At 71.7% G+C, this 12883-nt stretch carries 10 protein-coding genes; 4 read left to right on the forward strand and 6 right to left on the reverse strand.

Annotated elements, in window-relative coordinates; genetic code table 11:
- Window positions 1–6: 6 nt before the first annotated feature.
- A complete protein-coding gene (gene ftsY / locus ABT034_RS14525; RefSeq protein ID WP_351215032.1) occupies window positions 7–1230 on the reverse strand; it encodes a signal recognition particle-docking protein FtsY in 1224 nt (407 codons plus the stop codon).
- 90 nt (window positions 1231–1320) lie between these two features.
- Here ftsY and ABT034_RS14530 point away from each other — a divergent pair, with 90 nt between their 5' ends.
- Together ABT034_RS14530 and ABT034_RS14535 are read left to right on the forward strand one after the other, a co-directional pair.
- Window positions 1321–2778: a cytosine permease gene (locus ABT034_RS14530; protein WP_351214898.1), complete on the forward strand. Its 1458-nt coding sequence runs from the start codon at window positions 1321–1323 to the stop codon at window positions 2776–2778.
- A 58-nt stretch (window positions 2779–2836) separates the two neighbouring features.
- Complete coding sequence (locus ABT034_RS14535) at window positions 2837–3808, forward strand: LLM class flavin-dependent oxidoreductase (protein WP_351214900.1); 972 nt, start codon at window positions 2837–2839, stop codon at window positions 3806–3808.
- 89 nt (window positions 3809–3897) lie between these two features.
- Here the strand turns inward: ABT034_RS14535 and ABT034_RS14540 are convergent, their stop codons facing one another.
- The 4 genes from ABT034_RS14540 to ABT034_RS14555 form a co-directional block, all read right to left on the reverse strand.
- Window positions 3898–5331 (reverse strand): sugar porter family MFS transporter, encoded by a 1434-nt coding sequence (locus tag ABT034_RS14540; protein ID WP_351214902.1) that lies wholly within the window; start codon window positions 5329–5331, stop codon window positions 3898–3900.
- A gap of 178 nt (window positions 5332–5509) precedes the next feature.
- Complete coding sequence (gene smc, locus ABT034_RS14545; protein WP_351214904.1) at window positions 5510–9073, reverse strand: chromosome segregation protein SMC; 3564 nt, start codon at window positions 9071–9073, stop codon at window positions 5510–5512.
- 288 nt (window positions 9074–9361) lie between these two features.
- Window positions 9362–9580: a hypothetical protein gene (locus tag ABT034_RS14550; protein WP_030206333.1), complete on the reverse strand. Its 219-nt coding sequence runs from the start codon at window positions 9578–9580 to the stop codon at window positions 9362–9364.
- Between the two features lie 392 nt (window positions 9581–9972).
- Window positions 9973–10254, reverse strand: coding sequence for an acylphosphatase (locus tag ABT034_RS14555; protein WP_030206330.1), 282 nt, complete (start codon window positions 10252–10254; stop codon window positions 9973–9975).
- A gap of 209 nt (window positions 10255–10463) precedes the next feature.
- Here ABT034_RS14555 and ABT034_RS14560 point away from each other — a divergent pair, with 209 nt between their 5' ends.
- Together ABT034_RS14560 and ABT034_RS14565 are read left to right on the forward strand one after the other, a co-directional pair.
- Window positions 10464–11438 (forward strand): CAP domain-containing protein, encoded by a 975-nt coding sequence (locus ABT034_RS14560; RefSeq protein WP_351214907.1) that lies wholly within the window; start codon window positions 10464–10466, stop codon window positions 11436–11438.
- A 95-nt stretch (window positions 11439–11533) separates the two neighbouring features.
- Window positions 11534–11929, forward strand: a complete 396-nt coding sequence (locus ABT034_RS14565; RefSeq protein ID WP_351214909.1) for a winged helix-turn-helix transcriptional regulator — start codon at window positions 11534–11536, stop codon at window positions 11927–11929.
- Between the two features lie 15 nt (window positions 11930–11944).
- Here the strand turns inward: ABT034_RS14565 and mutM are convergent, their stop codons facing one another.
- On the reverse strand, window positions 11945–12805 hold the full coding sequence (mutM, locus tag ABT034_RS14570; protein WP_351214911.1) for a bifunctional DNA-formamidopyrimidine glycosylase/DNA-(apurinic or apyrimidinic site) lyase: 861 nt from the start codon (window positions 12803–12805) through the stop codon (window positions 11945–11947).
- Between the last annotated feature and the right edge of the window lie 78 nt (window positions 12806–12883).

Consider the following 12883-nt stretch of genomic DNA (forward strand, 5'->3'; position numbering starts at 1 on the left):
CGGGGTTCAGTCGCCGATCAGTGCGTCGACGAAGGCGCCCGGCTCGAAGGGGGCCAGGTCGTCCGGGCCCTCGCCCAGGCCGATCAGCTTGACCGGGACGCCCAGCTCGCGCTGGACCGCGATGACGATGCCGCCCTTGGCGGTGCCGTCGAGCTTGGTGAGCACGATGCCGGTGATGTCGACGACCTCGGCGAAGACACGGGCCTGGATCAGACCGTTCTGGCCGGTGGTGGCGTCGAGGACGAGGAGGATCTCGTCGAGCGGGCCGTGCTTCTCGACGACCCGCTTGACCTTGCCGAGCTCGTCCATGAGACCGGTCTTGGTGTGGAGGCGGCCCGCGGTGTCGATGAGGACGACGTCGGCGCCCTCCGCGATGCCCTCCTTGACGGCGTCGAAGGCGATCGACGCCGGGTCGCCGCCCTCCGGGCCGCGGATGGTCCGGGCGCCGACGCGCTCGCCCCAGGTCTGGAGCTGGTCGGCGGCGGCGGCGCGGAAGGTGTCGGCGGCGCCGAGGACGACGGACTTGCCGTCGGCGACGAGGACGCGGGCCAGCTTGCCGGTGGTGGTGGTCTTGCCAGTGCCGTTGACGCCGACGACCATGACCACGCCCGGGACGTCGGAGGGGCTCTCGGTGTGCACCTGGCGGTCGAGGTCGGGGCCGAGGAGGGTGACGAGCTCCTCGCGGAGCAGCCCGCGCAGCTCCTCCGGGGTGCGGGTGCCGAGCACCCTGACCCGCTCGCGCAGCCGCTCGACGAGCTCCTGGGTGGGGGCGACGCCGACGTCGGCGGTGAGGAGGGTGTCCTCGATCTCCTCCCAGGTGTCCTCGTCGAGGTGCTCGCGGGACAGGAGCGTGAGCAGCCCCTTGCCGAGCGAGTTCTGGGAGCGGGCGAGCCGGGCCCGGAGCCGGACGAGACGGCCGGCGGTGGGCTCCGGGACCTCGATCTCGTGGGCCGGGGGCTCGGCGACGACGGGGTCCTCGACGGCGGCCGGCGTCTCGACGGCCTCCTCGGCGGGGAGCGGGACCTCCTCGACCGTGCGGCGTGGTTCCTCCCGGGGGGTCTCCGCCTCGTCGCCGACGTGAGGTTCGGCGGGCGGAGCGGTGATGGTCGGCGCGGTGGACGGCGGCTCGGCCGGCGGCAGCTGCTTCTTCTTGCGGCCGCTGATCACGAGCCCGCTGGTCACACCGAGCGCGACGACGGCGATGACGACGGCAAGGATGAGGATTTCGATTCCCATAACCCCACCAGTATCGGCCACGAAGCGCCCGGGAGCGGAGCACGTACGCTGGGTGGGTCCCCCCACTTGTGTACGGAGTACCCCATGCCCCACGACGCCTCCGAAGCCGCAGGCGCGACGCACGACGGCGCCATGGAGACCCGCGGTCTCGAACCCGTCCCCGACGCCGAGCGGACCGGCCGGGTCCGCGAGCTCTTCCCGACCTGGGTCGCCGCCAACATCAGTGTGCTGTTGCTCACGATGGGCGCCGGCCTGATCGTCTTCAACGGCCTGAACTTCTGGCAGGTCCTGGCCGTCGCGGTGGCCGCGCCGGTCCTCTCGTACGGGATCGTCGGCCTGATCTCGATCGCGGGGAAGCGGGGCGGGGCGCCGGGCATGGCGCTGTCGCGGGCCGTGTTCGGCCAGCGCGGAAACCTCTTCCCGGGGGCGCTGATCTGGGTGGCCCGCTGGGGCTGGGAGACCATCAACGCGGTGACGGGCGCCTACGCGGTGCTCACCGTGCTCGACCTGCTCTTCGGCGTGAAGTCGAACACGCTTCTCATCGTGGTGACGCTGCTGCTCTTCGTCACCTGCACCTTCCTGGTCTCGGGGCTCGGCATCAACGCGCTGCGGGTGTGCAGCAAGTGGTCCACGTACCTCTTCGGCGCCTTCTCGGTGCTCGTCCTGGTCTATCTGGTGGCGAACACGGACTGGTCGGCGGTCTTCGACAAGCCGGCCGGTTCGACGGCGATGATGATCGCGGGCATCGGCACGATCGCGGCCGGCGGCATCAGCTGGGTCCCGTCGGGCCCCGACTTCACCCGCTATCTGCCGCGTACGGCCTCCTCGAAGGCGATGGTCGGTTCGACGGTCGGCGGCGCCGGGATCGTCGTCCTTCCGATGGTGCTGATGGGCGCGGTGATGGCGGTGTCGACGCCGGATCTGGCCTCGGCGCAGGACCCGGTCTCCTTCATCGGTGAGCTGCTCCCGATGTGGATCTCCGTGCCGTACCTGGTGATCGCCCTCCTTGGGATGCTGCTGATCAACTCGATGTCGATGTACTCGGCCGGGTTCACCGCGCAGACGCTCGGCATCAAGGTGTCGCGGGCGGCGGCGGTCAGTGTGAACGCGGTGATCAGCCTCGTCTTCGGTTTCCTGCTGATGGTGGTGGCGACCAGCTTCATCGGCTCGTTCATCTCGTTCCTGACGCTGCTCGCGGTGGCGTTCTCGGCGTGGATCGGCGTCTTCGGCGTGGACATGCTGCGGCGCCGCTCGTACGACGCGGTGGCGCTCATGGACACCACGCGGACCAGCGCCTACTGGTACCGGGGCGGTTTCGCCTGGCAGGCGATGACGGCGTGGGCCGTTGCCCTGCTGGTGGGCCTGCTGTTCACGAAGGTCGACTGGTTCGCCGGTCCGCTCGCCTCCTCCTGGATCGGCGGGAACGGTCTGGGCTGGGCGGTGACGATCGTGGTGGCCGGCGCGCTGTACGCCGTACTGCCGCGGACGCCCGAGAAGGCTCCGGCCGAGGACGCCGGGGTGCGCGAGACCGTTTCCATCTGACGCTGCGTCAGATACCGTCCCCCTTCGCCGGCATCCCACCCGCGGAGGGGGACTTTCCATGCCCTTCACAGTCGTACGGTTCAACCTCGTCGATCCCCGCGCCACCCCGGAGTCCCTCTCGGAGCGCTACCGGGCCGCCCTCGCCATGGCCGCGTACGCCGACACCCACGGGGTCGACACGGTCCAGACCGAGGAGCACCACGGGGTCGAGAACAACTGGCTGCCCTCCCCCTTCGCCTTCGCGGGCGCGGTCTTCGGCGCCACGGAGAGGATCGCGGTCACCGTCTCGGCGATCATCGGGCCGCTGCACGACCCGCTGCGGCTCGCCGAGGACATCGCGGTCCTGGACCTGCTGAGCCGGGGCCGTCTGGTGACGGTCGCCGGCATCGGCTACCGGCCGGAGGAGTACGAGGAGCGCGGGGTCGACTGGGGCCGGCGCGGCAAGCTCCAGGACCTGCTCCTGGAGACCCTGCTCACGGCGTGGACCGGGGAGCCGTTCACGTATCAGGGGCGTACGGTACGGGTCACCCCGCGGCCCTGCACCCAGCCGCATCCGCTGCTCCTGGTCGGCGGTTCGTCGCGGGCGGCGGCGCGGCGGGCGGCCCGGCTGGGGCTGCCGTTCTTCCCGAGCGCGCACCTGCCGGAGCTCGAGGCGTACTACCGGGAGCGGTGCGCCGAGTACGGCACGGAGGGGTGGACGATGATGCCGGCCGAGGAGACCCCGCTGCTGCATCTGTCGGAGGACCCGGACCGGACCTGGGCCGCGTACGGGGAGCACTTCCTGCACGAGGCCAGGACGTACGCCTCCTGGCAGTCGAAGGACATCCGCTCGGCGGTGCGGTCGGCCGCGACGACGGTGGCGGAGCTGCGGGCGGAGGGGGTGTACCGGGTCGTCACGCCCGAGGAGTGCCTGACGCTCGGTCTGGAGAGCCTGGTGCTGCATCCGCTGTGCGGCGGAATGCCGGTCGAGGAGGGCTGGCGGAGCCTGCGGCTCTTCTGCGACGGCGTACTGCCCCGGCTGACGGCGTGAGGATCTGGGCCGACGGCGTACTGCCCCGGCTCAAGGCGTGAGCCTCGGGCCGGGGCAGTTTCCGTGCAAGAGGAGCGGGGCAGCGGGGTTCAGCCCATCTCCTCCAACGCCTTGCCCTTGGTCTCCTTGACGTACTTGAGCACGAAGGGAATCGAGAGCACGGCGAAGACCGTGTAGATGACGTACGTGCCGGAGAGGTTCCAGTCCGCGAGGGACGGGAAGCTGGCGGTGATGGCCCAGTTGGCGATCCACTGGGCGGAGGCGGCGACGCCGAGGGCGGCGGCGCGGATCCGGTTGGGGAACATCTCGCCGAGGAAGACCCAGACCACCACGCCCCACGAGAGGGCGAAGAAGAGCACGAAGACATGGGCGGCGACGAGCGCCACGACGCCCTGGGTCTCGGGGAGCTTGCCGTCGACGAGGTCGGCGGAGAAGGCCCAGGCCTCGAAGGCGAGGGCGACCGCCATGCCGATGGAGCCGACGAGGGCGAGCGGCTTGCGGCCGACCCGGTCGACCAGGACCATCGCGATGACGGTGCCGATGATGTTGATGATCGACGTGGTGAACGAGTAGAAGAACGAGCTCGACGGGTCGATGCCGACGGACTGCCAGAGCGTCGCGGAGTAGTAGAAGGCGACGTTGATGCCGACGAGCTGCTGGAAGACGGAGAGTCCGATGCCGACCCAGACGATGGGCAGCAGCTTGAAGCGGCCGCCGGCGGCGAGCAGGTCCTTGAACGTCGACTTGTGCTCGCTGCGCATGGCCCGGTCGATCTCGGCGACGCGGCGGTCGAGGTCGACGCCGTGGCCCTCGACCTCGGCGAGCACCTCCTTGGCCCGGTCGGTCTTGCCGACGGAGATGAGGAAGCGCGGGGACTCGGGGATGGCGAAGGAGAGCATGCCGTACAGGACGGCGGGCACGACCATCACGCCGAGCATCCACTGCCAGGCTTCCAGGCCGCCGATCTCACCGCGCTGGTCGCCGTCGGCGAGCTGGAGGATGCCGTAGTTCACCAGCTGGGAGATGGCGATGCCGATGACGATCGCGGCCTGCTGGAAGGAGCCGAGGCGGCCGCGGTACGCGGCGGGGGCGACCTCGGCGATGTAGGCGGGGCCGATCACGGAGGCCATGCCGATGGCGAAGCCGCCGACGATCCGCCAGAGGGCCAGGTCCCAGAGCGCGAAGGGGAGGGCGGAGCCCACGGCGCTGACGGCGAAGAGCACGGCGGAGATCTGCATGCAGCGGATGCGGCCGATGCGGTCGGCGATCCGGCCGGCGGTCGCGGCGCCGATGGCGCAGCCGATCAGGGCGACGGCGATGACCTGGGCGAGGGTGCCCGAGCCGATGTCGTAGCGGTGCCGGATCGCCTCGACGGCGCCGTTGATGACGGAGCTGTCGTAGCCGAAGAGGAAGCCGCCCATCGCGGCCGAGGCCGTGATGAAGATGACGTGGCCGAGGTGGTCCGGGTGGGCGGCTCGGCCTTCTGAAGGCGGCGGCGTGGGCGCCTGCGCGGTGTTGGTCACATGGACTCCTCGGTGGGGGGAAAGCCCTTCCAGTGGCGCACAACTTCACGCCGCCCACCACGTGAAGGTAAAAGCAACGTTGCAGAGACTATGCCTTCAAGTTTCGAAGTCAATAGGCGATGTCGTGTGACTTTAAGAGCACGACACACCCTCATGACTTCAACACTTGAACGAACCGCTAGCGCAGCCGCTGACTGATGACCTTGGATACCCCGTCGCCCTGCATGGAAACGCCGTAGAGCGCGTCCGCGACCTCCATCGTCCGCTTCTGGTGCGTGATCACGATCAGCTGCGAGGACTCCTGGAGCTCCCGCATGATCCGGATCAGCCGCTGGAGGTTGGTGTCGTCGAGCGCCGCCTCGACCTCGTCCATCACGTAGAACGGGCTCGGCCGCGCCTTGAAGATCGACACGAGCAGCGCCACCGCGGTGAGTGAACGCTCACCGCCCGAGAGCAGCGACAGCCGCTTGACCTTCTTGCCCGGCGGGCGGGCCTCCACCTCGACACCCGTGGTGAGCATGTTCTCGGGGTCGGTGAGGATCAGCCGGCCCTCGCCGCCCGGGAAGAGCCGCGAGAAGACTCCCTCGAACTCACGGGCCGTGTCCCGGTACGCCTCGGTGAAGACCTGCTCGACCCGCAGGTCCACCTCCTTCACGACCTGAAGCAGGTCGGTCCGGGTCTTCTTCAGGTCCTCCAGCTGCTCGGAGAGGAAGCGGTGCCGTTCCTCCAGGGCCGCGAACTCCTCCAGGGCCAGCGGGTTGACCTTGCCGAGCTGGTGGTACGCCCTCTCGGCGGCCCTGAGCCGCTTCTCCTGCTCCGAACGGATGAAGGGGCGCGGCCCGGCAGCCGCGCCGTCACCCTCCTCCGGCCCCTCGCCGGCCCCCTCGACGGTCGGCGACGGCGGCACGGGCTGGTCAGGGCCGTACTCGGCGACCAGGGCGACCGTCTCCACCCCGAACTCGTCCAGGGCCTTCGCCTCCAGCTGCTCGATCCGCAGCCGCTTCTCGGCGCCGAGGACCTCGCCCCGGTGGACGGAGTCGGTCAGCTTGTCGAGTTCGGCCTTGAGGTCCCGGCCCCGGGCCCGGGCGGCCGTCAGACCCTCCTCGCGGTCGGCGCGGGCCGCCTGGGCCGCCACCCGCTCCCGCTCGGCGCGGACCAGTGACACCTCGGCGTGGGCCAGGAGGCTCCGGGCGCCGGCGGCGACCGCGCCCGCGACCCGTTCCTCGTGGCGCAGCCGGGCCCGCCGCTGCTCGGCACGCGCGCGTGCCTCCCGTTCGGCGCGGGCCGCCCGGTCGAGCGAGTCGGCCCGTCCTGCGAGCGCCTTGACCCGCTCCTCGTGGGTACGGACCTGGAGCCGTGCCTCCATCTCGGTCTGGCGCGCGTGGGAGCCGTCGAGCGCGAGCCGGTCGCGGGCCGCGGTGTCGGGCTCCTCGTCCCCGCCGTCCCCGGAAGCGGAGGCCTCCTCGGCCACGAGGAGCCGTTCGGCCAGCTCCTCCGCCTCGGCGGTCGCCTTCTCCAGGGCCTCCTGGGCGCGTGCGGCCGCCGCGGCGGTCCGCTCGGCCTCCCCCGCCGCCGCCCTGGCCTGCCCTGCGAGCCGCCCGAGTTCGTTGGCCACGGCCGACTTCTCGCGCTCGGCGGTACGGCGAAGGGTGTCGAGTTCCTCGACGAGTGCGGCGGCGGTACGGCGGCGCTCGTCGGCCTCGCGCTGGGCCGTCGCCGACTCCTGGCACCGTACGGCCAGTTCGTCGAGCTCGGCGGCGGCCTCGGCCACCGAGGCCTGGACTTCGAGGAGGCTCGGGGCCCCCGCGGAGCCGCCGCGCGCGAAGTGGGCCCCGAGCAGGTCGCCCTCCGCGGTGACGGCGGTCAGCGCGGGCCGGGCCCTGACCAGCTCGGCGGCCTCGTCCAGGTCTCCGACGACCACGACTCCGGCGAGCAACCGGCTGACGGCGCCCATGAGTTCGGCGGGGCCTCGCACGAGGTCGGCGGCGTACGGGTGTCCTTCGGCCGCCGGGCGGGGTTCCGGTTCCGGGGCTCCGGTCAGGAGCAGAGAGGCACGGCCCGCGTCCTGCTTGCGCAGCAGCCTGAGGGCTTCGACGGCGGCGGAGGGCCCGGTGGCCGCGACCGCGTCGGCGGCGGCTCCGAGGGCGGCGGCGACGGGGATCTCGTACCCCGGGGTGACGGTGAGGAGTTCCGCCGCCGGGCCGAGGATTCCGCTGAGCCCGGCGCTGAGCAGGGCGCCCGTGCCGTCCTTGCGGCGCAGCCCGAGGGCGAGGGTGTCGTGTCGTGCGCGGGTCGCGGCGCGGCTGCGTTCGGCGGCGCCGGCGGCCTCGCGGGCGGCGCTCAGCGCGGCCTCGGCGTCGGCCAGTTCGCGACGGGCGGCCTCGTGGCGCTCCGCCTGTGCGGTGTCCGCCGCGTCGAGTCCTTCGACCTCCGCCCGGAGCTGTTCGTACTCCTCCTGGGCGGTGACCGCCCGCTCCCCCGCCTCGTCACGGGCGGTGGCGAGCCGTTCGATCTCGGCCTGGGCGGAGGCGGCGCGCGAGCGGGCCGCGTTGACCTGGCCGTGGAGGCGGGCGAGACCTTCGCGCCGGTCGGCGAGGGCGCGAGCGAGGTCCTTGAGGCGGCGTTCCTCGGCGGCGAGCGCCTGTTCAAGCTCGGCGCGGCGGGCGACGGTGTCGTCGAGGGCCCGCTCGGCCGCTTCCAGAGCGGCTTCGAGCTCCGCCTCCTGCTCGCGGACCCGGGCCGCCTCCCGCTCCAGGTCCTCCGGGTCGCGGCCGCGGCGCTCCTCGGTGGGCGCGGCGGTGGCGCTCTTCACGCGCGCGTCGGCGAGGGAGACGGTGCCGCGGACGCGTTCGGCGAGCTGGGAGAGGCCGTACCAGTTCTCCTGGGCGCGCTCCAGGCGGGGCACGAGGGCGCGGGCCTCCGCCTCAAGCTCCGCCTCGCGGGCAAGGGCGGCACGCAGCTCGGTCTCGGTGGCCTCCTTGCGGGCGAGGAGGGCCGCTTCGTCGGCGACCTCGGCGTTGAGGGCCTGCTGGAGGTGGACGAGGTCGTCGGCGAGGAGGCGGAGCCGTGCGTCGCGCAGGTCGGACTGGATGACGACGGCGCGGCGGGCGACGGCGGCCTGCCGGCCGAGGGGCTTGAGCTGGCGGCGGAGTTCGTCGGTGAGGTCCTGCACGCGCGCGAGGTTGGCCTGCATCGCGTCGAGCTTCCGCAGCGCCTTCTCCTTGCGCTTGCGGTGCTTGAGGACGCCGGCGGCCTCCTCGATGAAGGCGCGGCGGCCCATCGGGTCGGCGTGCAGCACGGAGTCGAGCTGTCCCTGTCCGACGATGACGTGCATCTCGCGTCCGATGCCGGAGTCGGAGAGCAGGTCCTGGAAGTCGAGCAGCCGGCAGGTGTCGCCGTTGATCTGGTACTCGCTGCTGCCGCCGCGGAACATGATCCGGGTGAGGGTGACCTCGGCGTAGTCGATGGGCAGCGCGCCGTCTGAGTTGTCGATCGTGAGGGAGACCTCGGCGCGGCCGAGCGGCGGGCGCCCGGTGGTGCCGGCGAAGATGACGTCCTCCATCTTGCCGCCGCGCAGCGACTTGGCACCCTGCTCGCCCATGACCCAGGAGAGGGCGTCCACGACGTTGGACTTGCCCGATCCGTTGGGGCCCACGACACAGGTGATTCCTGGCTCGAACCGCAGGGTGGTGGCCGAGGCGAACGACTTGAATCCGCGGAGGGTCAGGGCCTTGAGGTGCACCCCGGGGACTCTACCGGGGCCCGTGCGTTTCACCTGCGAAGGCGCAGGGCAGATCCTCGGTGGAGAGGGGTGGGACGTGGGGGTAACGACGGGTAAAACAAAGAAGGGACGCCGAAGCGTCCCTTGCATGCCCGGCTTGGCCGTCCTGATCTACCGGTCGGCTCTGCCGGTCTGATGGTGCGGTCGGCTCCGCCGACGTGGATGTACCAGTCGGCTGTACCGGACCGGATGTACCGGTCGGCTGTGCCGGCGTGAGTGTTTCCCACCTGGCCCCGCGGGGCTGGGTTGTCAGGTGAGCGCAGGCTCCGCCTGGGGTACGTCGAGGTCGATGCTGTTCAGCAGCGACTCTCCCTGGTGATGAGCGGCGGCCGCGGCAAGCGAGTCGTTCTCGGACTGGATCCGTACCAGCTCGGATTCGAGGTCCTGGACGCGCTGCTGAAGCCGTCGCATCTCGGCGAGGAGTCGCGGGTCGGAGCCGCCGACGTAACCGAGAAGCGCCTTTGCCATGATGGATGGTCCTCCACAATGAGTGACCGACCGAAGCGGTTGGGTCGTGAGGGATTCGCACCCGCGGTGCTCGGCAGTACTGCTCTGTGGTGCCGGTTTCCACTGCCAAACAGCTAAGGTGCGCGGGGCTTCCAGAGTCTCACCAAAAAGTTTGACGGTCAACACGATCACGCCCCGTTCGAAGGGGCGACCGAGGAGTCCCGGGCCGCCCGGGGGGCGGCGGGGGCTCGCAGACTCGGTGCCTCAGGGCGTCGCGATCATCCTTACCGGGCAGCCTTCCACGGCGGACGCTTCTTGGCAACCACCAGGGGCTTTGCTCGTCATACGCCTGTTACCGCCTGTCCGCCCCGCGCCCCTCTGGGTCACCGAACGGGGTCACCGCCCGGAGACCCTCAGCGGATGGCGAAGCCGTCGTAGCCGCCGCGCGGGGTGGCCCAGATCTCAGTGACGCCGTCCACACGCCCGGGTGTGTCGGCGGAGTGGAGCCAGGCGAGGAGGCGGTGGCAATTCTCACGCGCCCCTTCGGCCACGACCTGCACACGGCCGTCGTCGAGGTTCAGGGCGAAGCCCACCAGGCCGCCGATCTCCAAGGCGTTTGCCCTGGTGAACCAGCGGAAGCCCACTCCCTGTACCCGGCCGCGCACCCAGGCGGTCATCCGTACGTCGTCGTTCATGACTGCACGCTAACGGGCGGATTGCCCGATGAGCACTTCACCCCCGGCGCGCATGGGCTACAGTCCCGACCGAACACGCCTCACCCGTTCGGGCGCGCACTGTTCGACTGACGGTCCGGAACGGAACCGACAGCAAAGATCAGCAAAGATCCAGCAAAGCCCGGTCGAACCAGCACACCCAGCAGCATCAGCAGAGGAAGGCAGAGCAGATGGGACGCCACCGTCGCGCCGGAGCCGCACCCGCCGCAGAAGAGTACGCGGCCGGTACGGACCGCGGACACCGGGGTGCCCGCCGCAGGCGTCGCGGCGCGCCCGTGCGCACCGGCCTGCTCGGCGCCTCCGCCGCGGTCGCGATGGGCGCCGTCGCCGTCGCCACCGGCCTGCTACCGGGCGGGGACACGTTCACGGTCGGCAGCGCCGGCACGACCGAGCGGCCGAGCCAGTCCAGGCAGGCCCCCGAGCTGACGACGCAGGGCGGGGCCACCCAGACCCCGACGGGCGAGTCCGCCCCCACCGGCGACGGCACGGGCGCGCGTACGGGATCGAGCACGGGTACGGACCGCGGCAAGGCGTCGGCCAAGCCGTCGGCCACCCCGTCCACGAAGCCGACCCCGAAGGCGACGCCCACGCCGACGCCGACCAAGCCGGCCGCCCCCAAGGCCCCCAGGGCCACCAAGCCCGCCCCGACCGTGCCCGCGACGCCGAGGATCACGGTCGCACCCTCCACGAAGGCCCCCGCGCCGAAGCCGGACCCGACGACCGAGGCCCCGGTCGAGAAGACCCCGGCCCCCTCCACCGCCGACCGGGCCGAGGCCGCCGAGGCCGAGGTCGTCCGCCTGGTCAACGCCGAGCGCGCCAAGGTGGGCTGCTCCGCCGTCAGCGCGAGCGCGCAGCTGGCCGCGCTGGCGGGGGCGTACAGCTCGGACATGGCGGCCCGCGGCTTCTTCGACCACACGGACCCGGACGGGAACACCCCGTGGGAGCGCGCCGAGAAGGCGGGCGTCTCGGGTCTGGGCGGCGAGAACATAGCGCGCGGCCAGGCGGACGCGGCGGCCGTGATGGAGTCCTGGATGAACAGCGACGGCCACCGCGCCAACATCCTGAACTGCGACTTCACCACGCTGGGCGTCGGCGTCCACTTCGGCGACGGCGGCCCCTGGTGGACGCAGAACTTCGGCTACTGAGCTGGTACCGCCGCAGCCAGGGCAGGGCAGCGGACACTAACTCACCGACAGCGCATCCCTGGAAGTAAGCGCTGCGCGGGAGTACGGTGGATGGTATGGACGGTATGACTGACGACCTCGCCTACGACGTGTTCGCGCGCGCCTGCCCCTCGCGCGGGACGCTCGAACACGTGACGGGCCGCTGGGGCGGCCTGGCGCTGGGCGCGCTGCACGACGGGACGTTCCGCTTCAACGAGCTGCGACGACGGATCGACGGCGTCAGCGAGAAGATGCTGTCGCAGACCCTGCAGGCCCTGGAGCGCGACGGCCTCGTCCATCGCGAGGCGCAGCCCACCAACCCGCCGCGGGTCGACTACCGGCTCACCCCGCTCGGCCGCGAGGTCGCGGAGCGGCTGATCGGCCTGATCGAGCTGGTGGAGGGGCGGATGCCCCAGATCGAGGCGGCGCGGCAGAGTTACGACGCGCAGCGCGCGGCTCCGGTCACCGCTTGAGCCTCGCGGCCATCATTACAGCGCCACACGCGGCGGGCGCTGGCAGCGCGGGCAGAAGTAGCTGGAGCGGTTCATCCACGGCCGCCGCCGCATCGGCGTACCGCAGCGGCGGCAGGGCTCGTCCTCCCGCCCGTAGGCGTCGAGGGAGCGGTCGAAGTAGCCGGACTCGCCGTTGACGTTCACGTACAGGCTGTCGAAGCTGGTGCCGCCGACGGCGAGCGCCTCGTTCATCACGTCCCTGACGTGCCCGAGGAGCTCGGCCGCGCGCGGTCGCGTCAGCGTCCCGGCCGGCCGGTCGTAGTGAAGCCGGGACCGCCAGAGCGCCTCGTCGGCGTAGATGTTGCCGACGCCGCTGATCAGCGACTGGTCGAGCAGTGCCCGCTTGACGGTCGTACGGCGCAGGCGCAGCGCGCTCAGGAAGACGGCGTCGTCGAACTCGGGGTCCAGCGGGTCGCGGGCGATGTGCCCGATGACGTCCGGCAGCCCGTCGGGGGTCTGGTCGTGGAGCGAGAGCCCGCCGAAGGTGCGCTGGTCGACGAAGCGGAGCTCGGTGCCGGCGGCGTCGTCGAAGCGGATCCGGATCCGCAGGTGCTTCTCGTCGAGGGCCTTCTCCGGCTGGACGAGTAGCTGCCCGCTCATACCGAGGTGGCCGAGGACGGAGGTCCCCGTGTCGGCCAGCGGCAGCCACAGGTACTTGCCGCGCCGCCGCGCCACCTCGAACCGCTGCCCCTTCAGCCGGGCCGCGAAGTCTGCGCCGCCCGCCAGGTGGCGCCGCACGGCCCTCGGGTGGAGCACCTCCACCTCGGTCACGGTCCGCCCGGCGATCCAGCGCTCCAGACCTCGCCGTACGACCTCGACCTCGGGCAGCTCGGGCACGGGACTCCTCAGGACGTCGTCGACAGGCGCTTCAACCCTACCGGGGGCCGGTACCCGGACATGCGGGAACCCCGCCCT

Origin of the sequence: Streptomyces sp. NPDC002773 (assembly GCF_040295605.1) — a bacterium.
Lineage (GTDB): Bacteria > Actinomycetota > Actinomycetes > Streptomycetales > Streptomycetaceae > Streptomyces.